The following is a 26,768-nucleotide window of genomic DNA, read 5'->3' as shown; positions in this document are numbered from 1 at the left end:
CATGTGGGTGCGCGGCATAGACGTCAGCCACTACCAGGGCGCCGTGCGGTGGCCCCAGGTAGCCCGCAATGGCGTGGCTTTTTCTTTTGTCAAAGCCACCGAGGGGGTTTACGTCGTCGATCCCTTTTTCAAGGACAACTGGGCGGGATGCGCGGCTGCCGGTTTGACGCGCGGGGCCTACCACTTCGGGCGCGCCGTCAGCCTCGCCGAAGACCAGGCCCAGAAATTTTTCGCAACCGTAGGCGCGCTGGGACGCAATGATTTGCCGCCGGTGCTGGATATCGAAACCCTGGACGGGTGCAAGCCCTCTGCTGTGCTGAAGTGGGTGCTGGATTTCACCGCCGCGGCCGACGCCTTGTTCGGGCGGCAGACCATGATTTACACCGACGGCGGGTTCTGGAAAAACCTCGCGCCCCTGCCGGGTTGCGAACAACTGGGCAAGCGAAGGCTGTGGCTGGCCGACTATGCGGAGCATCCGTCCGTCCCCGCGCCCTGGCAGGACTGGTCCTGCTGGCAATACAGCAACGGCGCCGTCAATGGCGGGACGCCCATTGGCGGCGTGGCCGGCGACGTGGACCAGAACTGGTTCGAGCCGGCCGCCTTTCAAGCACTGACCACACCCCCAACCTCTTTCGGCCAAGGACTCCCATGACAAACTACGTCACCATCAGCATCGTCAACAACAGCCAGCAAAACGACGGGGCCTCGGGCCTGGCCGATGAGGCGATTTACCTCTTTCTCACACAGGAAACCCTGAACCAGGCATGGAGCATGGACCCGGCCACCGGCGTCGCCGCCCCCGTGGCCGAACCGGGAACGCTGGCGCCCCTGTTCACGCTGGCCGACCTGAAGAAGGCCGGCGGCGCCATCCGGCTGGAGGCCGGCAAACAGTTTCCTTCGGCGCGGCTTTACTTCAGCAACTCGCCGGACGCGGTGACCGCGCCGAACAACAGGATCAGCGGGCCTACCGCGGCCACGGCGAATTTTTTCTATGACTTCGTGGAAGTCACGCTCAGCTGCACCGCGGCCAACGCGCCCAGGCACGCTCCCCCGGACAATCTCAATTTGGACATCACCCAGGTGGACCAGCTGGGCATTCCGTTCACGGTGCAGGTCACGCCCCATGACCCCAATTTCGGCGCCGGCTCGGGCATCGTGCCCACGCTGGACCGGCAGACCCTGGTGGGCAACTTCAAGGCCATGGCGGTGGGCCCGCTCGCGCCTTTTGCCGACTGCGTGTACCCCGAGGGCAGCGACGCGGCTACGCCTTACCGCCTGCTCAATCCCAACGACCTGATCAGCGGCCAGCTGCTGGCTGCCAGCCTGCAGGGAACCCTTGCCGTCTCGGGCACTCCAGGCGCATGGCAGGCTACTTTCAGCATCACCGGCCCGGGCAGCCCCGTGCCCACCAATGGAGGCCTGAGCGTGGGCATGCCGGTCAGCGGCCCCTTCATGCCGGCCGGCGCCACCGTGAGCAGCCTGCCCGGCGCGCCCACGGGCGGCACCGTGGTGATCGCCAGCGCGAGCACCGCCGCCAGCAACCCCTTCACCGCCAGCACCAGCCCGGTGGAGCTGTTCTTCCTCACGCCGCCCACCACCGCGCTGGCGACCTGGTTCGACGCGGCCATCGACAATTTTTTTGCCTGGTACAAGAAGAACCCCGGCCTGCTGCAGGTCGAGCAGAACAACAACGGCAACCACATCTACACCGGCAACGTGGTGCAGGTGGGCGGCATCATCGACATCGACGGCAACAGCAACACCTACACCGTGCTGCAGTTCACCGGCGGCAACAGCGAAACCTACAACCTCTACTACCCCTTCTTCAGCACCAATTCCCCCGCGGGCAAGACCACGCCTTTCGGCGCGGCCGTGCCGCCGCCGCCCGCCTGGTGGACGCCGACCAAGGGCCTGATGTATTACGCGCCGCCTTCGATGATGGTGTTCGGGGCCAGCGGCGTGTTCGCCGACAACACCCAGCAGCCGCTTACCGCGCCCAACAGCAGCGCGGTGCTGGGCGCCATCGAGAACGTCATCGTCACCGCGCTGGGGCGCGGCTACGCGACCACCTGGAAATTCCTGCAGGGCGGCATCACCCCGGGCAATCCGGCCACCACCGCAACTGTCAGCCTGAGTTCGGGCAACACGGCCGGCCTGGTGGACCAGATGGACATGGCCTCCTTCCAGATCGCCAACATCCCGATGACGGTGTCCCTGCCGGCCGGCGCGCCGGTGAGCCGTTTCAGCGTGAGCTCACCGCTGGACATACTGCCCACCACACCGGACCTGTTGACCTTTTCGCAGTTCTATCCCGCCGGCGGCACCTGGAGCGCCTTCGCCAATTTCCTGCACAACCCCGCCGTCACCATAGGCGGGCGCGCCTACGCCTTGCCCTTTGACGACCAGGGCGGTTTCAGCTCGGACCTGAACGCGGCGACTTCGGTCGCCAGCCCGGCCAGCGTGCTGGTGACGCTGGGACCCTGGGCGCCCGGGACCGCCAGGCCGGCTGTCGTGGGCGGCGATGAGCTGCCGGTAAGGCTGGTCTGGCAGGCCAGCGAGGACTATTGCTTCACCTTCTTGCTGTACTACGACACCAGCGGTGAATACACGACGATGCAGATCGCAATCCAGGGCGGCCAATGCAGCGGCAGCGGCTACACCCCGCCGGTGGCGCTGCAAAGCGCGGCGGAGACCATCGATATGACCCTGGTGGCTGTCGGCGAACCCTACAGCTGGGGGCTGTGGTGCAACATCCACGTACCGGGCTTTGACTTCGAGGGCAATGCCTTCGAGTTCAGCACGCAGTACAACAACCCGCCGCCGTACACGGTCTGGGAGTAAGAGCCACTCACAAAACCCTCCTGGCGTTGTTGCGCCGCCTTGCCGTGCTGGTGCACTGTCTGCGGCGGACGCGCCTAGCCAGGACCGCTTCGCTGGGTTATGTGAGTGGCTCTAAGAAGCTGCTCAGGCCGTAAAGCAGTCCTAAGCCTCTTTGTCGGCCTTGAGTTCGCCCTTGGCGGCATCGTAGACAAACAGCCGCTTGGCCAGCGCGGGCTGGTAGTTGAGCATGTCGATCAGAAAGCTCAGCGCGCCCAGGTTGTTGCCCAGCCTGTCGAAGATGCCGTCGGCGTGGGCTTTCTGTTCGTCGGCGCCCGGCTTGAGCATGCGCTCGACCAGTTCACGCATGTGCGTCACCGCGAGCGCGGCCTGGTCCAGGTCCAGCACGGACAGCACACCCTGCATCTGCGCCAGCTGCCCCGGCACCACGGCCAGCAGCTGGGTGTCTTCGGGCGTGCGGAAAAACAGGTCCAGCGATTTTTCGAGCGCGGCCAGGGAGGTTTGCAGCTCGCCGACCACGCTTCCCATGGTCTGCTTGTCGTTGACGCGCTGGTACAGCTGTTCCATCCACGACTCCAGGGGCTGCGCGGGGCCGCCATCGCGCGCACTCTGCAGCCGCTCGGCCAGGCGCGCCGTGCGCGCCCACAGCTGGGGGTCGTTGGGATCGAAGTCGTCGAACACGGCCTCCAGGAAGAGCACTGCGGTGGCAAATTCCAGCGCCAGCTCGGGCCTGGGCGGTTGGCCGGATGCGACCGTGCTTTCAATCACGCGACTCATGGCGCGCGCCAGCACTTCGCTGGGCGGGTGCAGCTTGACCAGCGAATCCGTGACCAGGCTGAACTGGTCAGTCAGCACCTTGAATTTGCCGACGTCACCCGCGGTCGCCGCCGACCAGGTTTCCTTGGCCGAGGCGATGCGCTTGCGGGCCTGGGCGATCAGGGCCGGCGCGAAGCGGCCGAACTGGACCGATTCGTAGTCCACCGGCTTGAAGCGTTTGAGGCCATAGGCCGAGCGCACCGCCGACAGCACCGGCGAATCGCTGGCGCGCTGGACTTTGGCCTGGGAGCACAGGAAGAGCAGGTCTTCCGCGAGCCGGGCCGAGGCCTCGGTGCCCTTGGCCAGCCATACGTATTGCAGCAGCACGCGCAAAGTCGCCCGCTTCACATAGAGGTCGACGTTCAGCAGGCCCTGCGCCAGCGCCTCGAAAAAGCCGGCTGCGATTTTCCAGAAGGTGCGGGATTCAATGTCTTTCTGCGTTTTTGCAAAGCCCAGGCAGGTGTCGCGAAGGCTGCGCGCGGCCTCGGGATCACCGGTGCGTATCAGGGTCAGCATGAGGCGGTCCAGCAGCTGCCGGGTTTCATCGCCGTATTCGCAGGCGGGGACGCTGATGTCCAGCACCGGCTCTATCCAGCGCCACTCGAAGACCCAGAGGTCCGCGGGATGGACGCGGTCGGCGCCGACCAGGCCCTGGATGTCGCGGTACTGGGGGAACAGCGATACGGCCGAAGCCGGCTTGCCCGCCAGCACGTCTTCGAGGTAGTGGACGATGGAAAAGCCCGCCAGTTCGATCTTGCCTACGGCATCCTGGTTGCACTGTACCGGCGACTGTATGAATTTCTGCACTGCGGTTTCCATGGCCCGCAGCACCAGCGCCGGGGCGCTCATGCCCACCATCTCCAGCGCGCCTACGGCCTGGTGCAACTGCTGGCGGGCGATGCGCAACTGGCCCGCGTCCAGCGCGCCGATCTCGGAGTCGCGCCCGGCCTCGGTCTCGCGCATGAAACGTTTGAGCGCCTTGGTTGAGCCTTCCAGCGATTTGCGCAATTCCTCCAGCACCCAGGCCAGGGGCCCGAGATCCAGCAGGGTCAGGTCGAGTTCTGCGGGCGATGAGTTGAGGTCGTGTAATTGCATGTGGAGTCGGGCCGGTAAGGGATCGTTTTTTTGAGGTCGCAGTGAGTCCGGAGGCAAACGCTGCGCCCCCAGGATGCCTCCTCCAATTGAAGGAGAACTGGCCGCAGTCTATCCGCGTCTTTGCCGAATCAAAAGTGGAAATTACGCATGCGCCGGGCGGGCCGACCGGCGGTTGCGCGGGCGCGATGGACAGTTGCCGGCTGCGGGAAAACACCTGATGCACGCTATTGACTTATAGCCAGCCGGCCAGCCCTGTCTCTGCTATTCTGGCCTCAACATGTGCACGGATGTGATGGCGCCTTGGTGGCGTCCGTCGCGGCCGGGCATGCGAGGACGGCAGCCTTGGCTTCAGACGCTACACCTAATTCATTACCCTCCTCATCGCCTGCCGCGGCGGGCGTCCTGGTGGATTCTCCCGCGATGCGCGGCGCGGGCCGGGATCCGCTTTCGCTGGCCCTGATGGATGCGCGCAACAACACCCTGCATTTGTTCGCGCAATACCAGCAGGCGCTGGAGTCCGAAAATTTTTCCGTGCCCCGCCTGCCCAACGTCAACCCGCCGCTGTGGGAACTCGGCCATGTGGGCTGGTTCCAGGAGTGGTGGATAGCCCGCAACACGCAGCGCGCCCTGGGCGCGCGCTGCGAGCCCGCGCGCACCCGGCTCGCCTCCATAGAACCGAACGCCGACCGCTGGTGGAATGCGCAGCTTGTGCCGCACAGCGCGCGCTGGACGCTGGACCTGCCGGGCATGGCGCACAGCCGCGCCTATTTGCTGGACACGCTGGAAAGCACGCTGGACCTGCTGGAGAAAACCGCGCCCGCCGGTCAGGGCACCGCGGCGAGCGACGATGCGCTGTACTTTTACCGGCTCAGCCTGTTCTTCGAAGACATGCGCGGTGAAGCCCTGGTGCGCAGCGCGCAAACCCTGGGCCTGGCGCTGGACAAGAGCCTGGAACAGGCTTTCACGCCGGCGCCCATGGCGCTGCGCGAGTCGCTGCTGGTTCCGGCCACGGTGTGGCGGATGGGTAGCGATGGCGGCGCGGGTGGCGCGGGTGGCGTGGGTGGCGCGGGTTTCGCCTTTGACAATGAGCTGGCGGCGCATGCGGTCAGCGTGCCGGAATTCGAGATCGATGCCCAGCCCGTGAGCTGGGCCCAGTATGTGGAATTCGTCGGCGACGGCGGCTACGACCGCGAGGAGCTCTGGCAGCCGGACGGCTGGCGCTGGCTGCAGGGCCAGGCCGCGGGCGAGGGCCGGCGCGGCCCGCGTTATGTAGACCAGATCGGCATCTCCAGCGGCGCGGTGATACAGAACCGCTTCGGCGTGCCGCGCCGCATGCAAGGCAACCAGCCCGCCATGCACATGAGCTGGTGGGAGGCCGATGCCTGGTGCCGATGGGCCGGGCGGCGGCTGCCGGCCGAGGTGGAGTGGGAACTGGCCGCGCACACGGCGGCGCGGCGCGGTTTTAAATGGGGCGATGTCTGGGAATGGGTGGGCAGCAGTTTCAGGCCCTACCCGGGTTTTGCACCCGGCCCCTGGCAGGCTTATTCACAGCCGCGCTTCGGCACACACAAGGTGTTGCGCGGTGCGTCCTTCGCGACGCGTGCACGCATGAAAAATCCCAAGCACCGCGGTTTTGCCTTGCCGGGCCGCGACGACGTGTTCTGTGGCTTTCGTTCCTGCGCACTCTGAAAAGCGCTTGCTGCCCAGGCTAGGCCTTGGCGGACTTTTCCTTGCGGTAGGTCCACCAGGGCAGGGTGGCGCGCAGCGACAGCACCTTGCCGCTCTGGGCCAGCTTGCCGCTGTAGCCGGGCAGTTGCTCCAGGGTGGCCTGCCAGTCGCGGCTTTGCAGTTCCTTGAGCAGCGCCTGCACCTGTGGCGTGGACAGCTCGGACTTCAGGCAGACCAGGTGGTAACGCTCCTGCGCCAGCGGCACAAAGCCCAGGCCCTTTTCATGCGCCGCCGCTTCAATGCCCAAGCCTGCGTCGGCCGCGTCGCTGGCGACGGCCTGGGCCACGGCGGTGTGTGAAGGCTCCTGGCTTTGGTAGCCCTGGATTGCGGAAGAGGCCACGCCGGCCCTGGCCAGCAATTCATCGAGCAGCACGCGCGTGCCCGTGCCTTCGGCGCGGTTCATATAGCGCAGGTCTGGCCTTGCCAGGTCGGCGATGCCGGTGATGCGCAGCGGGTTGTTCCTGGCCACGATCAGGCCCTGCGTGCGGTGGGCGAAACCGATCAGCTTGTGCAGTCCGGGCTTGAGCAGGTTGCGGTAGCTGCGCGCGGTGAGGGACTGGCTGCCCGGCTGCTCCAGCGTGTGGAAACCCGCCATCATGCAGCGCCCCGCGTTCAGCGCCGCGATCGCATCCACGCTGCCCATGAAGCGGATGTCCAGGTGCAGGCCGCGCGCGCCGGCCTGTTCGCGCAGCGCCGACAGCGCGGCGTCGTGGCTGGCGTACAGCGTGAGCACATGGGCCTCGTCATCGAAGGCGGTGGAGAACGCGCGCTCGATGTCGCTGGTCAGGGCCTCGATCTGCGGTGCCAGCCGGGCTTGCGCCTGGCGCTCGGCCCACAGCAGCTTTTCGCCGAACTCGGTGAGCCGTGCGCGCTGGCCTTTGTCCCAGACGATGAGCTCGCGCCCCAGCGTCTGCTCCCAGTCCTTGAGCGCGCCCCACACGTGGCGGTAGGACAGGTCCAGCGCCTTGGAAGCCTTCGAGATGGAGCCCTGCTCGCGCACCGCATGCAGCAGGTCCATCAGGGGGTTGCGTATCAGCGCGCTTTTGCCGCGCTGCGGCGTGAGCAGGTAGGAGAGTTCGACTTTGTGCATGGCGGGGCGGAAGTGGCTTGATTATGAGTGCTGGGTCCGGCGATGGTTGTGTGACCTATGCAAACTCGTTCATAGCGATGATTCCCGATGTGAATCAAGGACTTAGGCCCTAGGCTAGAGTCCCTTCCGAACCGCTAATGAACACCTTCTCCGACAGCGCCGTTACGGCCTTCTCCCTCATCACCTCGCTTGACCCCCTGCTGGCCGGCATCGTCGCCCGCTCGCTGGCCGTAAGCGCGTCCGCCTGCGTGATCGCCTGCAGCGGCGGCCTGCTGCTGGGCGCGTGGCTGGGCGTGTCGCGCTTTCGCGGCCGCGGCGCGGTGCTGGCCTTGCTCAATACCGCGCTGGCGCTGCCTTCGGTGGTGGTCGGGCTGGTGGTTTATTTGCTGCTGTCGCGCACCGGGCCGCTGGGTTTCCTGGGCTGGCTGTTTTCCTTCAAGGCCATGGTGCTGGCGCAGGCCGTGCTGGTGCTGCCCGTGGTCACCGCACTGGTGCGCCAGGCGATAGAGGATGCCGACCGCAGCCACGGCGAGCAGTTCCAGTCGCTGGGCGCGGGCCGCTTCGTGCGCGGCCTGATCCTGCTGTGGGACGAACGGTATGCCTTGCTCACGGTGCTGATCGCCGCCTTTGGCCGGGCCGTCTCGGAAGTCGGCGCGGTCATGGTGGTGGGCGGCAACATCGACGGCTTTACGCGCGTGATGACCACGGCGATCGCGCTCGAAACCAGCAAGGGCGATCTGCCGCTGGCCCTGGCCCTGGGCATGGTGCTGCTGGGCGTGGTGCTGCTGCTCAACATCCTGATCGCGGGCCTTCGGCGCTGGCGAGAACAGCTCGACGACCGCCTGCCCGACCCGGCCGCTGGCATGGCCGCCCAGGGAGGGACGCCATGACCGAACTCTTCAAGCTGCAAGCCGTGGATGTGCGCTACGGCCGCGTCCAGGCACTCAGCGGCTGCACGCTGCGCATCCAGGCCGGCGAAAGGCTGGCCCTGGTGGGCTCCAATGGCAGCGGCAAAAGCACCTTGCTGCGAACCTTGAACGGCCTGGTCCGTCCCGCGGCCGGCAGCCTGCAGCATGACTCGCGGGCCTGCCAGGCCATGCTGTTCCAGCGGCCTTACATGCTGCGCGCCAGTGTGCTGCGTAACGTGGCGCTGGGCCTGTGGCTGGCCGGTGTTCCCTGGCGCGAAGCCAAGGTGCAGGCGCTGGCGGCGCTGGAACGCGTGGGCCTGGCGCATCTGGCCACGCGCAACGCCAAGGCCCTGTCGGGCGGCCAGCAGCAGCGCGTGGCGCTGGCGCGGGCCTGGGCGCTCAAGCCGCAGGTCCTGCTGCTCGATGAGCCCACTGCCAGCCTTGACCCCTCCGCCAAGCGCGAGGTCGAGCGCCTGATGGCCGAGTTCGCCGACGCCGGCATGACGCTGATCTTCAGCAGCCACAACCTGGGCCAGGTCAAGCGACTGGCGCAGCGTGTGATTTACCTGGAGCAGGGCCGGCTGGTCGCCGACCTGCCCACGGCGGCATTTTTTGGCGGACCGGTTCCCGCCGCGGCGGAAGCATTTTTAAAAGGAGAACTTGCATGATCACCTTGAAGACTCTCAGAGCCCTGGCTCTGATCCCCTTGGCCTTGTCCGCAACGTTGGCCATGGCGCAAACGTCCATCGTGATGGCCTCCACCACCTCGACCGAGCAGTCGGGCCTGTTTTCGCACCTGCTGCCTGAATTCAAGAAAGCCACGGGCATAGACGTCAAGGTGGTGGCCGTCGGCACCGGCCAAGCCATTGACATGGGCAGGCGCGGCGATGCCGACGTGCTGTTTGTGCATGACCAGGTCGCCGAAGAGAAGGTCGTCGCCGAAGGTTTTGCCGTGAAACGCTTTCCGGTCATGTACAACGACTTTGTGCTGGTAGGCCCCGCGGCCGATCCGGCCAAAGCCAAGGGCAAGGACGTCGTCGACGCGCTGAAAAAACTCAGCGCCGCGAACGCCAACTTCGTCTCGCGCGGCGACAGGAGCGGCACCCACGCCGCCGAACTGCGCTACTGGAAAAGCGCCGGCATAGACACACCGGCCGACAAACCGGCCTTTGCCAACTACAAGGCCTGCGGCTGCGGCATGGGCCCGGCGCTCAATATCGCGGCCAGCAGCGGCGCCTACGTGCTGGCCGATCGCGGCACCTGGCTGTCCTTCAAGAACCGTGGCGACCTGGCCGTGCTGGTGGAAGGCGACACGCGGCTGTTCAACCAGTACGGCGTGATGGTGGTCAACCCCGCCAAACACCCGCAGGTCAAGGCGGCCGAAGCGCAGAAGTTTGTCGACTGGGTGATTTCGCCTGCGGGGCAGGCGGTGGTTGCGGCCTACAAGATCAACGGCGAGCAACTGTTCTTCCCCAACGCAAGATGAGCTCCCCCCTGTCCAAGCTCACTGCGTGTAGCTTGTTCGCCCCTCCAGGGGACGGCGCCTGCGGCCCGGCAAAGCCGGTTCCGCGGCGCCTGCTGGTATGGGCTGCTGCGGTGCTTGCTTTTTCAGGAGGCTTGAAGATGGCGCATGCCCAATCGCCCGCAGCATCTGCTGCTGAAGCCACTGCGCCGCTGCGCGTCTATGCGGCGGGCAGCCTGCGTGAAGCGCTTACCGAAGTTGCCCGCGTTTATGAGTCCCGCACGGGCCTTAAAACCCAGCTGACCTTTGGCGCATCCGGCCTGCTGCGCGAGCGTATTGAAAAGGGTGAGGCCGCACAGGTATTTGCCTCGGCCGATACGCAGCATCCCCAGCGTCTGCATGCCATGGCGGCGAGCGCATGGGCGCAGCCCACGCTTTTTGTGCGCAACCAGCTGTGCGCACTGGCAGTGCCTCAACTCAGTGCGGAGCCCGGCAAGCTGCTCAACTTGATGCTGGACCCGGCCGTCAAGCTGGGCACCTCCACGCCCAAGGCGGACCCCTCGGGCGACTATGCCTGGGAAGTGTTCCGCAAGGCCGAGGCGCTGAAACCCGGCGCCTATGCAGCACTGGACGCCAAGGCGCTCAAGCTCACCGGCTCGCCCGAGGCACCCCAGCCGCCGGCCGGCCGCAGCACCTACGAATGGTTGATCACCGAAGGCCGCGCCGACCTGTTCCTGACTTATTGCACCAATGCGGTGGCGGTTCGCAAGGAAGTGCCGCGCATGAACGTGCTGCAGATGCCGCTGGAATTGCAGGTGAGCGCCGCTTACGGGCTGACCGCGCGAAGCGGCGATGCTGCCGCTGCGCAATTCGCCGCTTACCTGCTGACACCCGAAGCGCAGGAGGTGTTCCTCCGTTTCGGCTTCGGCGCGCCTTGAAGATGGATGGGTGAACGGGTGGTGTACTTATAATCACCCTGTGCCTCACCACCCCACCTCCCGCTTGACTCTGCCCGTCTGGGAACGCCTTGCCGCCTGGCTGGCTTTCCTGGCCGTGCTGTCGGCGCTGTGGGCGCCGGTGTCCATGCTGGCCCAGGATGTCAAAACCGGCAAGCTGGGCGGCATTTGCAGTGTCAACACGGTTTCTTCCAACGCCGGCGGTGATGCCGTCGACGGCGATGCGGGGTCCACTGGCCTGCGCTGCGACCTGTGTGCCTCACCGGGCTTGGTGCTGCCGCCTTTGCCGCTGGCCGCTACCCCCTGTTTTTCCGGTACTGATGTTGCAGCGTCGGACCTCCCTTCGGCCACCGGCGCCGCCGTCCCCGGGCTGCCCTTCAGCCGCGGGCCTCCCGTACTCTGACCTGAACCGCCTCGCCTGAGGCATTCCCGCGCGCGGGCCTGGCGGCCTGCGCGTCCGTTCATTTCAGAGTGTGAGTTTTCATGAACCTTTCCCGCACACCGTGCGCGCTTGCCTGGCGCGGTGCCACGGCGCTGGCTCTCCCCCTGGCAGCCATTCCCCTGGCGGCGTTCGCGCAGGTCCAGCCTGCCGACGCACCGGCCAAATCCCTGGGCGTGGTCACCGTCAACAGCGGCCAGCCGACCTCTTTGCCCACGCAAATTCCGACGACGATTGAAGGCATCACGCGCGAGCAGATCGCGCAGACCATCAACGCCACCGACAGCGAGGATGCGCTCAAGTACTTTCCCAGCCTGCTGGTGCGCAAGCGCTACATAGGTGATTACAACCACGCCATCCTCTCGAGCCGTGCCTCGGGCACGGGCAACAGCGCGCGTTCGGCGGTGTATGCCGACGGCATTTTGCTGTCCAACTACCTGGGCAACGGGATTGCCAACGGCACCAATTACGCGCCGCGCTGGGGCCTGGTGACGCCGGAGGAGATCGAGCGGGTCGACGTGCTCTACGGTCCGTTCTCCGCCGCTTACCCGGGCAATTCGGTAGGCGCTGTGGTGGATTACGTCACGCGCATGCCCACGCAGTTCGAGGCGCATGCCAAGCTCGGCGGCTTCACGCAAAACTTCAAGCTCTACGGCAGCGACAGCAGCTTCAGCGGCAACCAGGCCAGTGCCTCGCTGGGCAACCGCAACGGCGACTGGTCCTGGTTCATCAATGCCAACCGCACCGAAAGCGCGGGCCAGCCCCTGACCTTCGCCACGCGCACGCTGAGCACCACGGCCCCCGCGGCCGGCGCCACTGTGGTGAGCGGCGCCGTGCCCGGCCTGAACACGCGCAATGTCCCCTGGCTGCTGCTGGGCGGCGCCACGCAGTACGAGACGCGGCAGGACCACCTCAAGTTCAAGCTCGCCTACGATTTTTCGTCCACGGTGCGCGCCAGCTACACGCTGGGCTACTGGAAGAACACGGCGGAGAACCGCTCGCAGAGCTATTTGCGTGATGCGGCGGGCACGCCGGTCTACAGCGGCAACGTCAGCATCAGTGGGCGCGGCTATACGCTCGCGGCCAGCGATTTCGGCGTGAGCAACGAGGCCTTGACGCATGTGATGCACGGCTTGTCGGTCAAGTCGAACACGCAGGGTACCTGGGACTGGGAGCTTGCGGCCAGCCTGTACGACTACCAGAAGGACCAGGTTCGTGCGGCCACCGGCGCGCAGCCGGGCGCCCTGAACGGCGGCGCCGGCACGCTGCAGGACCAGGACGGCACGGGCTGGAACACGCTGGCCTTCAAGGGCATCTGGCGGCCCGAAGGCATCCAGGGCGCGCACATCGTGGATTTCGGCTTCCAGCAGGACAGCTACCAGCTGCGCATCCTCAAATCCGCGGCGGCCAACTGGCTCACCAGCGGGCCGGGCGCCGTGGTCAGCGACGTGGGCGGCGAGACCCGCTTGCGCAGCCTGTATGCGCAAGATGCCTGGGCCTTTGCACCCAGGTGGAAAACCGTGCTGGGCGCGCGCCTGGAAAACTGGACGGCCTCCGGCGGTTTTACCAGCTTCGGGGCCGGCAACCCGGCCAACACGGGCTATGCCTCGCGCAGCGACAGCGCGGTATCGCCCAAGGGCGCGCTGTCCTACCAATGGTCGACGGATACGGTGCTCAAGGCCTCTGTGGGCCGCGCGGTTCGCTTTCCGACGGTCGGTGAGCTGTATGGCGCGACGGCGACGGTCAACTCCCAGTACATCAACGACCCCAATCTCAAGCCCGAGAAGTCCTGGACCACCGAGCTCACGGCCGAAAAAGATCTGGGCAATGCCTTGCTGCGCCTGACCTTTTTTACCGAGAACACCCGCGACGCGCTGTATTCGCAAACTACTTTCGACCCCGCCGCCAATGCCAACATCAGCCGTGTGCAGAACGTCGGGCGCATCAAGACCCAGGGCGTGGAATTGGCCTTCAGCGGCAACGACGTGCTCAAAAAAGGGCTGGACCTGAGCGGCAGCATCACCTACGCTGATTCCCGCATCAAGGAGAACAGTGGCTTTGTCGCAGTGGCGGGCGACACGCTGGGCAAGTACCAGCCGCGGGTGCCGGTGTGGCGCGCCACGGCCGTGGCCAGCTACCGCTTTACGCCGCAGCTGTCGGGCAGCTTTGCCGCCCGCTACAGCGGCAGGCAGTATTCGAGTTTGGACAACGCCGACGTGAACGGCTTTGCCTACCAGGGCACCAGCAAATACTTCACCACCGACGTGCGCGTGCGCTACCAGGTGAACAAACAGTGGAGCGCAGCGGTCGGCATCGACAACCTGAACAACTACCAATACTGGAATTTCCACCCTTATCCGCAGCGTACTTTTATGGCCGAACTGAACTTCAGCCTGTGATCCGCGCTTTCTTTTTTTTATCAAGTCACCAAGTCAACCCGTTACCAAGGATGAACCATGAAACCTATCGCCCTTAAAACCGTCGCCGCCGGCATGCTGCTTTTGGCCGCCTCCCTGCCCGCCGCCGCGCATGTCACGCTGGAATACCAGGTGGCCAATGCGGGCAGCTATTACAAGGGGACCTTCAAGGTCGGCCACGGCTGCGGCAACTCGCCCGTCAAGCAGATCGTGGTCACGATTCCCGCGGGCGTGCAGGGCGCCAAACCCATGCCCAAGGCCGGCTGGGCGCTGGAAGTCACGCGCGAGAAACTGGCCCAGCCGCGCCAGGACCATGGAAAAACCATCACCGAAGACGTATCCCGCATCAGCTGGACGGCCAAAACCCCGGCCGATTATTTGCAGAACGACTGGTACGACGAGTTCGTGCTGCAGGCCAAGCTGCCGGCCAAGGCCGGCATGCTGTACTGGCCCGTCATGCAGGTGTGCGAGGAAGGCAAGGTGGATTGGAATGAAGTGCCCAAGCCGGGCCAGTCACTCTCAGACCTGAAAAACCCCGCCGCCGCATTGGAGCTGATGCCCGCGGGCGGCGGCGAACACAACCACTGAACGGCACCGGCTGCGCTTCGTTTTAAAGTCAACCCATTGTTTCAAGGAGCATTTGCATGACATCCGGAAAATTCCCGACATTCCCCAGGCTTTCGCAAGCCGCGCTGCTGTTGTCGCTCGCGCTGGGCGGCACGGCTGCTCTGGCGCAGGGGGCCGCCGTCAAGGTCGACGGCGCCTGGGCCCGCGCCACCGTGCAGGGGCAGAGGGGCTCGGGGGCTTTTATGAGCCTCACGGCCAGTGAGGCGACCCGACTGGTGGGCGTGTCCTCACCGGTAGCCGGTGTGGCCGAGGTGCATGAAATGAAGATGGAAGGCGACGTCATGAAAATGCGCGCGCTGCCGTCGCTGGAGCTGCCCGCCGGCAAAAAAGTGGAGTTCAAGCCCGGCGGTTACCACGTGATGCTGATGGACCTCAAGGCACCGCTGGCCAAGGACAGCACGATTCCCCTGACCCTGCTGTTCAAGGATGCCAAGGGCGTGGAAAGCAAGCTGGAGTTGAAACTGCCGGTGGCCACGGCGGCGCCCGGTGCGGCCGGCGCCGCGGTGGAGCATAAGCACTAAGACCAGGGCCGGGCTCTAGCCGCGCTTGCCTGGGCCCAGCCGCCGGTACACGGTGGCCCGGCTCACGCCCAGCGCCCTGGCGGCCTGCAGCACATTGCCGCGCGCGTCGCTGACGGCCTTGCGGATCAGCGCGGTCTCAAGGTCTTTGAGCGGCCGGCCCGCGTCGGTCGAAGGCGGCAGCTGCAGCGCGGCGGGCGGGGCATCGCGGCCGGCCGGCAGCGCCAGCGCGTGCAGGCGCAGGCCCGACCACAGCGGCGCCTCCAGCACGCCGCCCTGCGCATTGCCGCGGCGCTGTGCCGCGTCAAACAGCATTTCAAAAGGCATGGCGAACAGCTCGCTGCAGTGCGGCATGCCGCCGGCCGCGGTGTCCAGGCGCGAGAGCATTTGCCGGGCCGCCGGGTTGGCGCCGGTGACGCAGCCGTCGGCGTCCACGCAGAGCAGGCCGTCGCTGTCGTCGCCCAGCACCCGCCCCGGCCAGTTGAGCCGGATCAGCAGGGCATGGGGCCGGCCCAGCGTGAGCGCGTTTTCAATGCTGCGCGCGCACTGGGTGACCAGGTGCTTGAGCTCGGGCCGCTCGGCCGCTTCTATGCCTGTCAGGTCCAGCATGCCGGCGCAGTGCCCGTCGGGGCCGAACAGCGGCGCGCCGGCGCAGCTGTAGACCGAGGTCGCGTCGAAAAAATGCTCGCCCCGGTGCAGCCAGACCGGCTGCAGCTCACCCAGTGCCGCGCCTATGGCGGTGGTGCCGACCCGGGCTTCCGAAAGGTCTGTGCCTATGCGCGTGATCACATCGGCGCGGCTGTCGCTGCGGTCTATGCGGCCGTTGACGTCGACCACCACGCCGGCCTGGTTGGTCAGGATGGCGAAGTAGCGGGTGTCGGCAATTGCGCGGCCCAGCCTCTCGAGCGTGGGTTTGGCGGCCTGCACCAGTTGCTGGTTGGCTTCCTGGTGGCGCCGCATCTCGGCGGCCGGCACGGCGTCGAAGGTGGGTGCCTGCTCAGGGCGTTGGCCGCCGGCCAGGCAGCGCCGCCAGGAGCGTTCTATCCAGCCTTCCAGGGCCGGCGCCGCGTCGGCGGGCCGGGTTTCGCCGTACAGGACAGCCTGGCGCGCGCGCCCTATGCGTGCCAGCCTGTCCTGGCCGCCCGTGGCCTGGGCGGGATGAAAGGGGGTCATGGATGCCATGGCCCATTGTGGCGAATTTCGCCGGTTTGCGCAGAGGGGGTTTTTGCCTGGGTGCGCCACTGCGGCAAGCGCCCCGGGACGGTATCAGCGCGCGTTGGCGGCGATCAGCAGCATGGCGGACTTCAGCCCCGCCACCGTCATCAGCAGCGAACCCAGTACATGCACCGTGGCCGTGAGCGCCGCCAGCCCGTAGCGCGCGTCCATCAGGAAGATCACCACCTCGGCCGAAAACGAGGAAAAGGTGGTCAGCCCGCCCAGGAAGCCGGTCACCAGCGCCAGGCGCCAGACCGGGTCCAGCTGGGGCATGGCCTGGAATACCGCGATGCAGATGCCTATCAGGTAGCCGCCTATCAGGTTGGCGGCCAGTGTTCCCCAGGGGATGATGCCGCCCGGTGTGAGCCACAGGCTCAGGCCCCAGCGGGCCAGCGCGCCCAGCGAGGCGCCCAGGGAGATGGCAAGGACAGTGAGCATGGCGTGTGTCGGAGGTAAAGGGGATGCTTTGGCGGGACAATGCAGCCATGACTTTAACCGCTGCATCTCCATCCGGCGAGACAGGCTTCCTGGGAGTCGTGATGCTCGACACCCGCTTTCCGCGCCCGCCAGGCGACGTGGGCCATCCCGATGCGTTTGGCGTGCCGGTGCGCCGGCATGTGGTGCGCGGCGCCTGGCCCGGCAAGATTGTGCAGACGGCGGCCGGCCTGCGCGCCGCGGGCGTGGCGCCGGCCTTTGTCCAGGCCGTGCAGGCGCTGGAAGCCGAGGGCGCGCGCGCCGTCACCACGAGCTGCGGCTTCCTGGTGTTGCTGCAGGACGAGCTGCAGGCCGCCGCGCGGGTGCCCGTGGTCACGTCCAGCCTGCTGCAATTGCCGGGGCTGCTGGCGCGCCAGGCGAGGGTGGGCGTGCTGACTATCAGCGCGGCCGCGCTGGGCCCCGAGCATTTGCTCGCAGCCGGCGTGCCGGCCGGCCGGCTGGCCGACGTGGTGGTGCAGGGCGTGGACCCGGCGGGGGAATTCGCGACGGCCATACTGGGCAACCGCGACACCCTGGACATGGACAAGGCCAGCCGCGAGGTGGTGGATGCGGCCGTGGCGCTCAAGCGGCGCGAGCCTTCTCTGGAGGAGGTAGTGCTTGAGTGCACCAACCTGCCGCCTTACCGGCAGGCTGTCGAAGCGGCCACAGGCCTGAAGACCTGGGCGCTGACGGATGATGAAAGGCTGCTTGGCCCGTGGAGTTGAGCGGGCCGCCGTTGGCCCCTACATCTTGCCCGGCAGCCAGGTGGCAATCTGCGGAAAGAACCAGAGCAGCAACACCATGCCGCACATCAGGAAGAAAAACGGCAAGGTGACCCGTGCGATATAGGTGATTTCTTTCTTCGTCATGCCCTGGAGCACAAACAGGTTGAAGCCCACCGGCGGCGTGATCTGCGCCATCTCCACCACGATGACGATGAAGATGCCGAACCAGATCAGGTCCAGCCCGGCCGCCTGCACCGTGGGCAGGATGACGCCCATGGTCAGCACCACCATCGAAATTCCGTCCAGAAAGCAGCCCAGCACGATGTAGAAAATGCTCAACACAACGATGAGCAGGAAGGGGCTCAGCCCGAGGCTGGAGACGAATTCGGCCAGGTGGCGGGGCAGTCCGATGTAACCCATGCTCAGCGTCAGGAACGCGGCGCCGGCCAGGATCAGCGCGATCATGCAGTACAGGCGCGTTGCGCCCAGCAAGGATTCCTTGAAGGTGTTCCAGCTCATGGACCTCTGCACGACGGCCAGCACGAGTGAGCCGACGACGCCGATGGCCGCGGCCTCGGTTGCGGTGGCCACGCCGGTATAGATGGAGCCCAGCACGGCGCCGATGAGGAGCACGACCGGTATCAAGTGGCGCGACTCATAGATTTTTTCGCCAAAACTCATCGCGGCATCGGGCGGTGGAATCTTGCCCTTGTTGAGCAGGGCCCAGACGACCAGGTAGCCCGAGAAAAGAGATGCCAGCAGCAGGCCGGGAAAAACGCCCGCGATGAACAACCGGGCAATCGACACGTCGGCGCTGACGCCGTAGACGATCATGATGATGGACGGAGGAATCAGCAGGCCCAGCGTGCCGGCGCCCGCGAGGGAGCCTATCGTGATGTCTTCCGGGTAGCCGCGTTTGGCCAGTTCCGGCAGTGTCATCTTGCCGATGGTGGCGCAGGTTGCCGCAGAGGAACCCGAGACTGCGGCAAAGATGGTGCAACCGATGACGTTGGTGTGCAGCAGGCCGCCCGGCAGCCGGCTGACCCAGGGGGCGAGACCCTTGAACATGCTTTCGCTGAGCTTGGTGCGAAACAGGATTTCGCCCATCCACACAAAAAGAGGCAGGGCTGTCAGTGTCCAGCTTGAGGACGATCCCCAGATGGTCACGGCCATGGCGTCGCCCGCGGCGCGTGAGGAGAAAAGCTGCATGCCTATCCAGGCCACGCCTGACAGGGTGAGGCCAATCCAGACACCCGAACCGAGTATCAAAAAGAGCGAAAGTATCAGCAACGAAGTGATGGCGAGATCGGACATGAAGTTCTTTGTTGTTGTTTATTCGTGATGCAGCGCTTCGTCGCTGCCGGCCTGGGTGCGCCGGCCCCGGATTTCCAGCACCAGTTCGTCGATGAACGCGATCATCAGGATGACGGCGCCCACGCCCATGGTGATCTGCGGAATCCATAGCGGCGTGGCATCGTTTCCGGTGGAGATATCGTGGTAGGCATAGGAATTGACCGACAGCATGACGCTGTACCAGGCAAACAGCATGGAAAGCGCCGTGGCCAAGGCCAGGGCCCAGATTTCCAGCGCGCGCCGGGCACTGCCGCGCAAGCCGTTGAGGATCAGCGTGACGCGGATGTGCTCACCCTTCTTGAGGGTGTGGGCCAGCGCCAGGAAGCCGCTGGCCGCCATGCAGTAGCCGGCGTACATGTCGGTGCCGCGCAGCGACCACGCGAACTGGCGGTCCAGCACGCCGGCCAGCACAGACACCAGCGTGCCGATCATGAACAGGGCGCCCAACCACGCCGCGCCGTCATACAGGGCATCGAGCATGCGGCGCATGGTTACTTCTTCGCCGCGTTGGATTTGTCGAACGCGCTCAGCAAGGCTTCACCCTCGGGACCGGCGCGCTTGAGCCAGTCGGCCTTCATGATGCCGCCTACCTGGCGCAGGTCGGCGACCAGCTTGGGTGACGGGGTCATGATCTTCATGCCTTTTTCGGCCAGCGCTTTTTTATAGAACTCGTTTTTTTCTTCGCTGATTTTCCAGCCGCGGGTCTCGGCATCCGCTGCGGCTTTCAGCACGGCGGCCTGGGTGGGCGCGTCGAGTGCGTCGAAGGATTTCTTGTTGACGATGACGGCATTCTTGGGCAGCCAGGCCTGCACGTCATACCAGTACTTGATGCTCTCGTAGGTTTTGGTGTCGTAGCCGGTCGACCCGGAGCTCATATAGCTGTTGACGACGCCGGTTGCCATGGCCTGGCTCAGTTCCGCCGCCTGAACGGTGACGGGTTGCGCGCCGACCAGTTCCGCGATCTTGCTGGTGGCCGGACTGTAGGCGCGCCACTTGAGGCCCTTCATGTCGGCGACGGCCGTGATTTCCTTGTTCACGTAAATGCCCTGTGGGGGCCAGGCCACGGTGTAGAGCAGTTTCATGCCTTGCGCGCCCAGCAATTTTTCAAGCGCCGGCTTTTGCGCTTCGGCCAGCTTGTGGGCCGATGCGTAGCTGGATGCCACGAAGGGCAGGCCGTCGACCCCGTAAATCGGGTTTTCGTTTTCGAAATTGACCAGCAGCACTTCGCCGATCTGGGCCTGGCCGCCCTGCACCGCGCGCTTGATCTCGTTGGCCTTGAACAGCGAGGCATTGGCATGCACCGTGATCTTGAGCTTGCCGCCGCTGGCCTTGTCGACGTCGGCCGCGAATTGCGTCAGGTTCTCCGTATGGAAGTTGCTGGCCGGGTAGGCTGCGGGAAGGTCCCACTTGGTCTGGGCAAAGGCGTTGGCGCCCAGCGCGAGAGCGGCGGCCGCCACGGTGATCTTCAAATTCATGAGAGGCTCCAGGACAAGGAATTGATAAGTAGTAATAGGATAGACGCAAATCCCGCGCCAGTTCATCGGGCATACCCCGAAATACTGCGCCCACCTGTTTACGCGACCTTGGGGCCCCGCCATGAACCTGCGTTTTGTTGAAGCCTTTTACTGGGTGGCCTCGCTCAAAAGCATCTCCCGCGCCGCCGACAAGCTCTACCTCACGCAGTCGGCCATGTCCAGCCGCATCGCCACGCTGGAGGAAGAACTCGGCATCCTGCTGCTGGACCGGCGCGACAAGCAGTTCAAGCTCACGGTGGCCGGCGCGCGCTTTTTTGTCTATGCGCAAAAGCTGCTGGAGCTGCAGCGCGAGGTCAAGCAGGAGATGGGCTCGGGCGCGCCCATGGCCGTCTCCATGCGCATAGGCGCGATCGAGTCGGTGCTGCATTCCTGGCTGATTCCCTGGCTGGAAAAACTGCGGGTGGACCATCCGGGGCTGGAGCTGGAACTCACGGTGGAAACCACACCCATCCTGATGGACCAGGTGCAGCGCGGCACGCTGGACCTGGTGTTCGCGGCGCTGCCGGCCTCGGCCGACGGCGTGCGCAACCAGACCTTTCCGCCCATGGATATGGCGTTTGTGGGCAATCCGGCACTGCATAAAAAAAGAAATTACCGGCTCGATGAGCTGGCCGAGATGGAATTGTTGACCTTCCAGAAGGGCTCGCAGCCGCATGTCACCCTGCTGGACCTCTTCAAGCAGAACCGGATGGAGCCCAAAAAGGTGCACGCGATTTCATCGATCTCGGCCATGGTCCAGCTGGTGCAGGGCGGCTTCGGCGTGGCTTTGCTGCCGCGCGCGGCGGTGCAGCGGCTGACGGGATTTGCCAGTCTCAAATTGCTGACCTGCGACAAGAAACTCAAGGCCTTGCCCATCCATGCCAGCTACCGCACGGACCCGACCTCGTCCATCGTGGAAACGGTGGTCAGGTCGGCCGTGGAGTTCGCCGGGGAAGGCGGGGGCGGCACCAAAACGGCCCGCAACCCGGCCGCCAAAGCGCTGAAAACCACCAAAAAAGGTGCATCAGGGTAAATCCCAATCATCGGAAAAATCGATGACGAAAGCAAAATATTTCTTGTTTGATTTCGTCATTTGCTAATCGCACACTTCGCCCCATGTCATCCAACTGTCATGTTTTTACGAGGAGTGCGAAATGAAGAAGTCATGGTGGGCCCGAGTGGCCGCGGTACTGGCCGGTGCCGGTTTCAGCCTGTGCGCGCATGCGCAGCAAGAGGTCCGGATAGGCGTGCTGTATCCGCTGACCGGTCCCGCCGCCTCGGTGGGCGCCGAACTGCGCAGCGCGCTGGAGCTCGCCGCCGACATCATCAATAACGGCGCACCCGGTGTGTCCGAGCTACCGCTGTCGGCCGGCAAGGGATTGCCCAACCTCAAGGGCGCGAAAATCAAGCTGGTCTTCGCCGACCACCAGGCCAACCCGCAAACCGGCGCGACCGAAGCCGAGCGCCTGATCACGCAGGAAAAAGTGGTGGCGCTGGTCGGCGCCTACAACAGCGCCGTTACCGCCACGGCCAGCCAGATCGCCGAGCGCGCCGGCATCCCTTTCCTGAACCCCGAGTCGTCCTCGGCCTCGCTCACGCAACGCAATTTCAAGTGGTTCTTCCGCACCACACCGCACGATGACCTGTTTGTGCACAACGCCTTTGATTTCCTCAAGGAGCTCGAAGCCAAAAAAGGCATCAAGGCGGGCGTGGTGGCCAGCCTCAATGAAAACGGCCTGTGGGGCACGGAAACCACCAAGCTGCAGACCAAACTCGCGCCCGAGTTCAAGCAGAACCTGGTCAAGCAGGTGATGTACCCGGCCAAGACCACGCAGCTGACCTCCGAAGTGCAGACGCTCAAGGCGGCCAATCCCAACCTGGTGCTGCAGTCGTCCTACACGGCCGATGCCATCCTGTCGATCAAGACTTACAAGGAGCTGGGCTTCTCGCCGGACATGATCCTGGCGAACAACGCGGGTTTTACCGACACCGACTTCATCAAGACCCTGGGCAAGGATGCTGACTACATCATCACGCGTGAAGTCTGGGCGCTGGACCTGGCCAACCGCAACCCGCTGATCAAGCAGGTCAACGACCTGTTCAACAGCCGCTACAAGATCAACTTCACCGGCAATTCCTCGCGCACCTTCACCGGCCTGATGGTGATGGCCGACGCCATCAACCGCGCGGGCTCCACCGAGCCCGAGGCCATCCGCAAGGCGCTGGCCGCGACCGACATGCCCGGCAGCAAGCTCATCATGCCGTGGAAGGGTGTGAAATTCGACGCCACCGGCCAGAACACCCTGGGCCAGGGCATCCTGGTGCAGATCGTGGGCGGCAAGTACAACACCGTCTGGCCTTTCGACATGGCTTCGCGTGAAGTGACCTGGCCCATGCCCAAGTGGGACCAGCGCAAATAAGCCGCCGGCCTTGACTCACCTGCTTAAGAGACAACCATGACCACGGAAATATTGCTTCAGACGCTGGCCTCCGGCGTCCTGATCGGGCTGATTTACGCGCTGGTGGCTATCGGCCTGACCATGATTTTCGGCGTCATGGACATCGTGAATTTCGCGCACGGGGAGTTCCTCATGCTCGGCATGTACTCGGCCTTCTGGCTGTTCTCCCTGTATGCGCTGGATCCCATGATCACCCTGCCGCTGACGGTCCTCATGCTGTTCGGCTTCGGTGTGCTGCTGTACAAGCTGGTGATCGTGCGCATCATCAACGCGCCCATGCTGTCGCAGATCTTCACGACCTTCGGCATCATGATCTTGCTGCGCGGCGTGGCCCAGTTCCTCTGGAAGCCGGATTTCCGCTCCATCGAGAACTCCGCGGTCAGCGGCACCGTCAAGCTGCTGGGCATACAGCTGGGCAAACCGCAGCTGGTGGCCGGCGTAGGGGCTGTCGTGGTGACCGGGCTGATTTATTTCTTCCTGAACAAGACCCGGCTGGGCGCGGCGCTGGAAGCCACCGCCTCCGACAAGGAAGCCGCGCGACTCATGGGCATTGATTCGCACAAGATGTTCTCGCTGGCCTGGGGCATAGGCGCGGCTTGCGCCGGTGCGGCCGGGGTGCTGCTGTCGACCTTTTTCCCGATCTTTCCGGACGTCGGCGCGAGCTTTATCCTGCTGGCTTTTGTGGTGGTCAACCTGGGCGGCTTCGGCAGCGTCTCGGGCGCCTTCTGGGCCGGCATCCTGGTCGGAGTGATCGAGGTCATGGGCGGCCTGCTGCTCGGGCCGCAGTACAAGACCGCCATCGTGCTGGTGCTGTTCCTGGGCGTGTTGATGTTCCGGCCCCAGGGCCTGATGGGTAAGGCATGAACACCATGAGCACCATGAAACAGATTATTTTTGCTGTCGCCGCCCTGGCGTTTGCCCTGGCCGTCCCCGCCTTCACGGACGCTTCGCACCTCAACATGGCCATCCTGATCCTCATGGCGGCCCAGGTGGGCGTGGCCTGGAACATCGTGGGCGGTTATGCCGGCCAGGTGTCGCTAGGCCACGCGGCTTTCTACGGCCTGGGCGCCTATGCCTCGACGCTGCTGCTGGTCAAGTTCGGCGTCAATCCCTGGATAGGCGTGCTGGCCGGCGGTTTGCTCGCGGCCTTGCTGAGCCTGGGCTTTGGCTGGTCGTGCTTCCGGCTCAAGGGCCACTACTTCGCGATGGCGACCATCGCGGTGGCCGAGCTGGTGCAGATTTTCTTCACCGAGTGGGAGTACGGCGGCGCAGCGGTGGGTCTTTATGTGCCCATGGACCGCCAGGGCTGGCTGTGGTTGAACTTCGCCACCAAGCTGCCTTACTACTGGCTGGCGCTGGGCCTGCTGCTCATCACGCTGGGCGTGAACTGGTGGATAGAGCGCAGCTACCTGGGCTACTACTTCAGGGCCATCAAGGACGAACCCGATGCGGCCCGCAGCATAGGCGTGAATATCGCGCGCTACAAGCAGGTCGCGCTGTCGGTCAGCGCCTTCCTGACCGCGGTCGGCGGCAGCCTGTATGCGCAAAAGGAGCTTTACATCGACCCGAACTCGGTGCTGTCGACGGCGCTTTCCATCAAGATGGCGCTGGTGTCCATCCTCGGCGGCGTGGGTACCCTGTTGGGGCCGGTCGTGGGCGCCGTGGTGCTGACCAGCATCGAGGAGCTCACCCGCATCGCCTTCGGCGGCACGGGCCGCGGCACAGACGTCATCATTTACGCGAGCCTCATCATCGTGATCGCAGTGTTTTATCCCACGGGCCTGATCGGCTGGTTGCGCAGCTTCCGCGAACGCCGCCGGGCGCGCGCCGACGCGTCGCGGCAGATGGCAATGCCAAGCGTCGCCGTGCAGAACGCCGCCAAGGAGGCCGCATGAAATTGCTCGAAGTCAAGCAGGTCAGCAAGCGCTTTGGCGGGCTGGTCGCCAACCAGGATGTTTCCTTTGGCGTGGACACTGGCCAGGTGGTGGGCCTGATAGGCCCCAACGGCGCCGGCAAGACGACCATGTTCAATTGCGTCGCTGGCTACTTTGCCCCTACCTCGGGCAGCATCATGCTGGGCGGCCGCGATATCGCCGGCCTGCCGCCGGAAACCTGCGCCCGCACCGGCGTGGCGCGGACTTTCCAGATCGCGCGCACCTTTACCAGCATGACGGCCTGCGAGAACGTGATGACGGCGGCCATGCTGCTGCAGCACAACGTCGCCAAGGCGCGCAAGGCCGCCATGGACTGGCTGGCGTTTGCCGGGCTTGAACGCTTTGCCGACAAGCCCGCCGCCAGCATGACCATCAGCGAGCAGCGGCGCCTGGCCGTGGCACGAGCCTTGGCCACGCAGCCGCGCATCCTGCTGATGGACGAAGTCATGGCGGGCCTTAACCCATCGGAAGTCCGCGAAGCGGTCGATGTGGTGCTGAAAATCCGCGACAGAGGCATCGCCTGCCTGATCGTCGAGCATGTGCTCGAAGGCATCATGCCCATCGCCGACAAGATCGTTGTGCTGGACCGCGGCGTGAAGATCGCCGAAGGCACGCCGCAGCAGGTGTCCAGCGACGCCGCTGTGATTACCGCCTACCTGGGGGACTGAAGATGCTCGAAATCAAAAACCTCAAGGTTTGCTACGACGATGTACTGGCCATTTCCGACGTCAGCCTGCAGGTCGAGCCCGGAAAGATCGTGGCCCTGGTGGGCGGCAACGGCAACGGAAAATCCACCACCTTGCGCGCCGTGGCGGGCCTCAACGCCGCCGCGGCCGGCAGCATCACCTTCAATGGCGAGCCGGTTCACCGCATGCCGGCGCACAAGCGGGTTCCGCTGGGCCTGTCGCTGGTGCCGGAAGGCCGGCGCCTGTTTCCGCGGCTCACGGTGCTGCGCAACCTGGAGCTCGGCGCCTTCACGCGCATGGACAGGCACGAGGTGGCCCGGGGCATCGAAGAGATGCTGCAGCTGTTTCCCATCCTCAAGGAGCGCGCCACGCAACTGGCCGGCACCATGAGCGGCGGTGAGCAGCAGATGCTGGCCATAGCCCGCGGGCTGATGGCCCGGCCCAAGCTGCTGATGCTGGACGAACCCTCATGGGGCATCGCCCCCAAGTTCGTGACCAAGGTGCTGGAGGTCATCCAGCAGGTCAACGCCACCGGTGTGTCGATCTTGCTGGTCGAGCAGAACCTGCAAAAAGCCCTGAACATCGCGCATTACGGTTATGTCATCCAGACCGGCCGCATCGTGATGCAGGGCAAGGGGCATGAGCTGCTCAATGACGACCGGATCAAAAAAGCTTACCTGGGCCTTTGAGCTCAAACCCTCAGCACCATTTTTTACTCATCCGTTTTCCCACACCATGAACAAGATTTTTGATCGCCCTGAAGACCTGCGTATGGCCAGTCGCCGCGGCGAGTTTTCTCTGCCCACCGCGGGACACGCCAACGGCCACATCCAGGCCAATCTCATGATCGTGCCGCAGGCGCAGGCCTTTGACTTCCTGCTGTTTTGCCAGCGCAACCCCAAGCCCTGCCCGCTGGTGGAGGTGCTCAAGCCGGGCGCCACCGAGCCGTTGTGCGCGCCGGGGGCGGACATCACGACCGACATTCCGGGCTACCGTGTTTACCGCGACGGCGAGTTTGTCGAGGAGCGGGGCGAGATCCGCTCGATCTGGAAGGACGACCACGTGGCTTTCCTGATCGGCTGCAGCTTTTCCTTCGAGGCAGCGGTCACGCAGGCCGGTATTCCTCTGAGGCATGTCGAGCAGGGCCGCAATGTCTCGATGTTCCGTACCAGTCTCCAGTGTCAACCCGCCGGCGTGTTCAGCGGCGAGATGGTGGTCACCATGCGGCCCATCAAGAGCCGCGATGTCGCGAAGGTGGTGGAGATTTCTGGCCGGTTTGACGTGGCGCACGGTGCGCCCGTTCACATCGGCAATCCGGAAGCGATAGGCATTACCGACCTGTCGCGCCCGGACTACGGCGATGCGGTCGACATCAAGGACGATGAAGTCCCGGTTTTCTGGGGTTGCGGCGTCACGCCGCAATGGGTAGCCCAGAAAAGCCGCCTGTCGATGTGCATCACCCATGCGCCAGGCAAGATGTTTGTGACCGACCTGAAAGGGTGAGCGCCATGCAC

The 26,768-nt window shown here is 65.0% G+C and carries 26 protein-coding genes; 19 read left to right on the top strand and 7 right to left on the bottom strand.

Translation table 11 applies throughout. From position 1 onward, the window contains the following. The first annotated feature begins 1 nt into the window (after window position 1). Window positions 2-652 carry a glycoside hydrolase family 25 protein gene (locus tag ACEN8I_RS07360; protein WP_413327656.1) on the top strand — a complete coding sequence of 217 codons (651 nt, stop codon included), beginning with the start codon at window positions 2-4 and terminating at the stop codon, window positions 650-652. Then, a complete protein-coding gene (locus ACEN8I_RS07355) occupies window positions 649-2,841 on the top strand; it encodes a hypothetical protein (RefSeq protein WP_413327655.1) in 2,193 nt (730 codons plus the stop codon). Before ACEN8I_RS07360 ends, ACEN8I_RS07355 begins: the two co-directional genes overlap by 4 nt. Window positions 2,842-2,982: 141 nt before the next feature. Here the strand turns inward: ACEN8I_RS07355 and ACEN8I_RS07350 are convergent, their stop codons facing one another. Beyond that, window positions 2,983-4,749, bottom strand: coding sequence for a hypothetical protein (locus ACEN8I_RS07350; protein ID WP_413327654.1), 1,767 nt, complete (start codon window positions 4,747-4,749; stop codon window positions 2,983-2,985). Between the two features lie 420 nt (window positions 4,750-5,169). Here ACEN8I_RS07350 and senA point away from each other — a divergent pair, with 420 nt between their 5' ends. Beyond that, complete coding sequence (senA, locus tag ACEN8I_RS07345) at window positions 5,170-6,438, top strand: selenoneine synthase SenA (RefSeq protein ID WP_413327782.1); 1,269 nt, start codon at window positions 5,170-5,172, stop codon at window positions 6,436-6,438. Window positions 6,439-6,457: 19 nt separating this feature from the next. Here the strand turns inward: senA and ACEN8I_RS07340 are convergent, their stop codons facing one another. After that, window positions 6,458-7,567 (bottom strand): substrate-binding domain-containing protein, encoded by a 1,110-nt coding sequence (locus ACEN8I_RS07340; RefSeq protein WP_413327653.1) that lies wholly within the window; start codon window positions 7,565-7,567, stop codon window positions 6,458-6,460. Between the two features lie 137 nt (window positions 7,568-7,704). On the opposite strand from ACEN8I_RS07340, the gene ACEN8I_RS07335 reads away from it, so the two are divergent. The 8 genes from ACEN8I_RS07335 to ACEN8I_RS07300 all read left to right on the top strand — a co-directional run bounded on the left by ACEN8I_RS07335 (window position 7,705) and on the right by ACEN8I_RS07300 (window position 14,897). Continuing rightward, window positions 7,705-8,457 (top strand): ABC transporter permease, encoded by a 753-nt coding sequence (locus ACEN8I_RS07335; RefSeq protein ID WP_413327652.1) that lies wholly within the window; start codon window positions 7,705-7,707, stop codon window positions 8,455-8,457. Next, complete coding sequence (locus ACEN8I_RS07330; protein WP_413327651.1) at window positions 8,454-9,143, top strand: phosphate ABC transporter ATP-binding protein; 690 nt, start codon at window positions 8,454-8,456, stop codon at window positions 9,141-9,143. Before ACEN8I_RS07335 ends, ACEN8I_RS07330 begins: the two co-directional genes overlap by 4 nt. Further along, window positions 9,140-9,961, top strand: coding sequence for an extracellular solute-binding protein (locus ACEN8I_RS07325; RefSeq protein WP_413327650.1), 822 nt, complete (start codon window positions 9,140-9,142; stop codon window positions 9,959-9,961). The genes ACEN8I_RS07330 and ACEN8I_RS07325 overlap by 4 nt, the downstream gene beginning before the upstream one ends. A gap of 137 nt (window positions 9,962-10,098) precedes the next feature. Further along, a complete protein-coding gene (locus ACEN8I_RS07320; protein WP_413327649.1) occupies window positions 10,099-10,875 on the top strand; it encodes a molybdate ABC transporter substrate-binding protein in 777 nt (258 codons plus the stop codon). 64 nt (window positions 10,876-10,939) lie between these two features. Further along, window positions 10,940-11,296: a DUF2946 family protein gene (locus tag ACEN8I_RS07315; protein WP_413327648.1), complete on the top strand. Its 357-nt coding sequence runs from the start codon at window positions 10,940-10,942 to the stop codon at window positions 11,294-11,296. A gap of 80 nt (window positions 11,297-11,376) precedes the next feature. Next, the gene (locus tag ACEN8I_RS07310) at window positions 11,377-13,731 is read left to right on the top strand and encodes a TonB-dependent receptor (protein WP_413327647.1); all 2,355 of its coding nucleotides are present in this window, start codon (window positions 11,377-11,379) and stop codon (window positions 13,729-13,731) included. A 57-nt stretch (window positions 13,732-13,788) separates the two neighbouring features. After that, entirely contained in the window at window positions 13,789-14,337 is a 549-nt protein-coding gene (locus ACEN8I_RS07305; protein ID WP_413327646.1) for a YcnI family protein, read from the top strand. Window positions 14,338-14,393: 56 nt separating this feature from the next. Next, on the top strand, window positions 14,394-14,897 hold the full coding sequence (locus ACEN8I_RS07300; protein WP_413327645.1) for a copper chaperone PCu(A)C: 504 nt from the start codon (window positions 14,394-14,396) through the stop codon (window positions 14,895-14,897). 15 nt (window positions 14,898-14,912) lie between these two features. Here the strand turns inward: ACEN8I_RS07300 and ACEN8I_RS07295 are convergent, their stop codons facing one another. Beyond that, on the bottom strand, window positions 14,913-16,076 hold the full coding sequence (locus tag ACEN8I_RS07295) for a helix-turn-helix domain-containing protein (RefSeq protein WP_413327644.1): 1,164 nt from the start codon (window positions 16,074-16,076) through the stop codon (window positions 14,913-14,915). An 84-nt stretch (window positions 16,077-16,160) separates the two neighbouring features. Further along, the gene (gene crcB, locus ACEN8I_RS07290; RefSeq protein ID WP_007869549.1) at window positions 16,161-16,547 is read right to left on the bottom strand and encodes a fluoride efflux transporter CrcB; all 387 of its coding nucleotides are present in this window, start codon (window positions 16,545-16,547) and stop codon (window positions 16,161-16,163) included. A 47-nt stretch (window positions 16,548-16,594) separates the two neighbouring features. Here crcB and ACEN8I_RS07285 point away from each other — a divergent pair, with 47 nt between their 5' ends. Continuing rightward, window positions 16,595-17,308, top strand: a complete 714-nt coding sequence (locus ACEN8I_RS07285; RefSeq protein WP_413327643.1) for an aspartate/glutamate racemase family protein — start codon at window positions 16,595-16,597, stop codon at window positions 17,306-17,308. Window positions 17,309-17,326: 18 nt separating this feature from the next. Here ACEN8I_RS07285 and ACEN8I_RS07280 read toward each other — a convergent pair whose 3' ends face one another. Genes ACEN8I_RS07280 through ACEN8I_RS07270 form a run of 3 tightly spaced genes read right to left on the bottom strand, consistent with a single transcriptional unit; the run spans window position 17,327 to window position 20,136 of the window. Beyond that, window positions 17,327-18,622, bottom strand: coding sequence for a TRAP transporter large permease (locus ACEN8I_RS07280; RefSeq protein ID WP_413327642.1), 1,296 nt, complete (start codon window positions 18,620-18,622; stop codon window positions 17,327-17,329). A gap of 18 nt (window positions 18,623-18,640) precedes the next feature. Next, window positions 18,641-19,150 (bottom strand): TRAP transporter small permease, encoded by a 510-nt coding sequence (locus ACEN8I_RS07275; protein WP_413327641.1) that lies wholly within the window; start codon window positions 19,148-19,150, stop codon window positions 18,641-18,643. Between the two features lie 2 nt (window positions 19,151-19,152). Further along, on the bottom strand, window positions 19,153-20,136 hold the full coding sequence (locus ACEN8I_RS07270; protein ID WP_413327640.1) for a TRAP transporter substrate-binding protein: 984 nt from the start codon (window positions 20,134-20,136) through the stop codon (window positions 19,153-19,155). A gap of 121 nt (window positions 20,137-20,257) precedes the next feature. Here ACEN8I_RS07270 and ACEN8I_RS07265 point away from each other — a divergent pair, with 121 nt between their 5' ends. The 7 genes from ACEN8I_RS07265 to ACEN8I_RS07235 all read left to right on the top strand — a co-directional run bounded on the left by ACEN8I_RS07265 (window position 20,258) and on the right by ACEN8I_RS07235 (window position 26,757). After that, window positions 20,258-21,208 carry a LysR family transcriptional regulator gene (locus tag ACEN8I_RS07265; RefSeq protein WP_413327639.1) on the top strand — a complete coding sequence of 317 codons (951 nt, stop codon included), beginning with the start codon at window positions 20,258-20,260 and terminating at the stop codon, window positions 21,206-21,208. Between the two features lie 121 nt (window positions 21,209-21,329). Continuing rightward, window positions 21,330-22,595 (top strand): ABC transporter substrate-binding protein, encoded by a 1,266-nt coding sequence (locus tag ACEN8I_RS07260; protein ID WP_413327638.1) that lies wholly within the window; start codon window positions 21,330-21,332, stop codon window positions 22,593-22,595. Between the two features lie 36 nt (window positions 22,596-22,631). Beyond that, entirely contained in the window at window positions 22,632-23,498 is an 867-nt protein-coding gene (locus ACEN8I_RS07255; RefSeq protein WP_413327637.1) for a branched-chain amino acid ABC transporter permease, read from the top strand. Window positions 23,499-23,503: 5 nt separating this feature from the next. After that, the gene (locus ACEN8I_RS07250; RefSeq protein WP_413327636.1) at window positions 23,504-24,529 is read left to right on the top strand and encodes a branched-chain amino acid ABC transporter permease; all 1,026 of its coding nucleotides are present in this window, start codon (window positions 23,504-23,506) and stop codon (window positions 24,527-24,529) included. Beyond that, the gene (locus tag ACEN8I_RS07245; protein WP_413327635.1) at window positions 24,526-25,236 is read left to right on the top strand and encodes an ABC transporter ATP-binding protein; all 711 of its coding nucleotides are present in this window, start codon (window positions 24,526-24,528) and stop codon (window positions 25,234-25,236) included. The genes ACEN8I_RS07250 and ACEN8I_RS07245 overlap by 4 nt, the downstream gene beginning before the upstream one ends. 2 nt (window positions 25,237-25,238) lie before the next feature. Then, window positions 25,239-25,943 carry an ABC transporter ATP-binding protein gene (locus ACEN8I_RS07240; RefSeq protein ID WP_413327634.1) on the top strand — a complete coding sequence of 235 codons (705 nt, stop codon included), beginning with the start codon at window positions 25,239-25,241 and terminating at the stop codon, window positions 25,941-25,943. 46 nt (window positions 25,944-25,989) lie between these two features. After that, window positions 25,990-26,757: a putative hydro-lyase gene (locus ACEN8I_RS07235; RefSeq protein ID WP_413327633.1), complete on the top strand. Its 768-nt coding sequence runs from the start codon at window positions 25,990-25,992 to the stop codon at window positions 26,755-26,757. The last annotated feature ends 11 nt before the right edge of the window (window positions 26,758-26,768 follow it).

The organism is Polaromonas sp. CT11-55, assembly GCF_047303325.1.
GTDB lineage: Bacteria > Pseudomonadota > Gammaproteobacteria > Burkholderiales > Burkholderiaceae_C > Polaromonas.
This window is presented reverse-complemented; position numbering and strand designations above follow the sequence as displayed.

Bases quoted from the DNA above. Each gene is read 5' to 3' on its own strand.
- ACEN8I_RS07335 (WP_413327652.1), top strand. From the start codon at position 7,705: ATGAACACCTTCTCCGACAGCGCCGTTACGGCCTTCTCCCTCATCACC.
- ACEN8I_RS07265 (WP_413327639.1), top strand. From the start codon at position 20,258: ATGAACCTGCGTTTTGTTGAAGCCTTTTACTGGGTGGCCTCGCTCAAA.
- crcB (WP_007869549.1), bottom strand. From the start codon at position 16,547: ATGCTCACTGTCCTTGCCATCTCCCTGGGCGCCTCGCTGGGCGCGCTG.
- ACEN8I_RS07285 (WP_413327643.1), top strand. From the start codon at position 16,595: ATGACTTTAACCGCTGCATCTCCATCCGGCGAGACAGGCTTCCTGGGA.
- senA (WP_413327782.1), top strand. From the start codon at position 5,170: ATGCGCGGCGCGGGCCGGGATCCGCTTTCGCTGGCCCTGATGGATGCG.
- ACEN8I_RS07255 (WP_413327637.1), top strand. From the start codon at position 22,632: ATGACCACGGAAATATTGCTTCAGACGCTGGCCTCCGGCGTCCTGATC.
- ACEN8I_RS07250 (WP_413327636.1), top strand. From the start codon at position 23,504: ATGAGCACCATGAAACAGATTATTTTTGCTGTCGCCGCCCTGGCGTTT.
- ACEN8I_RS07360 (WP_413327656.1), top strand. From the start codon at position 2: ATGTGGGTGCGCGGCATAGACGTCAGCCACTACCAGGGCGCCGTGCGG.
- ACEN8I_RS07355 (WP_413327655.1), top strand. From the start codon at position 649: ATGACAAACTACGTCACCATCAGCATCGTCAACAACAGCCAGCAAAAC.
- ACEN8I_RS07305 (WP_413327646.1), top strand. From the start codon at position 13,789: ATGAAACCTATCGCCCTTAAAACCGTCGCCGCCGGCATGCTGCTTTTG.
- ACEN8I_RS07240 (WP_413327634.1), top strand. From the start codon at position 25,239: ATGCTCGAAATCAAAAACCTCAAGGTTTGCTACGACGATGTACTGGCC.
- ACEN8I_RS07260 (WP_413327638.1), top strand. From the start codon at position 21,330: ATGAAGAAGTCATGGTGGGCCCGAGTGGCCGCGGTACTGGCCGGTGCC.
- ACEN8I_RS07325 (WP_413327650.1), top strand. From the start codon at position 9,140: ATGATCACCTTGAAGACTCTCAGAGCCCTGGCTCTGATCCCCTTGGCC.
- ACEN8I_RS07320 (WP_413327649.1), top strand. From the start codon at position 10,099: ATGGCGCATGCCCAATCGCCCGCAGCATCTGCTGCTGAAGCCACTGCG.
- ACEN8I_RS07235 (WP_413327633.1), top strand. From the start codon at position 25,990: ATGAACAAGATTTTTGATCGCCCTGAAGACCTGCGTATGGCCAGTCGC.
- ACEN8I_RS07280 (WP_413327642.1), bottom strand. From the start codon at position 18,622: ATGTCCGATCTCGCCATCACTTCGTTGCTGATACTTTCGCTCTTTTTG.
- ACEN8I_RS07340 (WP_413327653.1), bottom strand. From the start codon at position 7,567: ATGCACAAAGTCGAACTCTCCTACCTGCTCACGCCGCAGCGCGGCAAA.
- ACEN8I_RS07350 (WP_413327654.1), bottom strand. From the start codon at position 4,749: ATGCAATTACACGACCTCAACTCATCGCCCGCAGAACTCGACCTGACC.
- ACEN8I_RS07270 (WP_413327640.1), bottom strand. From the start codon at position 20,136: ATGAATTTGAAGATCACCGTGGCGGCCGCCGCTCTCGCGCTGGGCGCC.
- ACEN8I_RS07245 (WP_413327635.1), top strand. From the start codon at position 24,526: ATGAAATTGCTCGAAGTCAAGCAGGTCAGCAAGCGCTTTGGCGGGCTG.
- ACEN8I_RS07275 (WP_413327641.1), bottom strand. From the start codon at position 19,150: ATGCGCCGCATGCTCGATGCCCTGTATGACGGCGCGGCGTGGTTGGGC.
- ACEN8I_RS07310 (WP_413327647.1), top strand. From the start codon at position 11,377: ATGAACCTTTCCCGCACACCGTGCGCGCTTGCCTGGCGCGGTGCCACG.
- ACEN8I_RS07300 (WP_413327645.1), top strand. From the start codon at position 14,394: ATGACATCCGGAAAATTCCCGACATTCCCCAGGCTTTCGCAAGCCGCG.
- ACEN8I_RS07295 (WP_413327644.1), bottom strand. From the start codon at position 16,076: ATGGCATCCATGACCCCCTTTCATCCCGCCCAGGCCACGGGCGGCCAG.
- ACEN8I_RS07330 (WP_413327651.1), top strand. From the start codon at position 8,454: ATGACCGAACTCTTCAAGCTGCAAGCCGTGGATGTGCGCTACGGCCGC.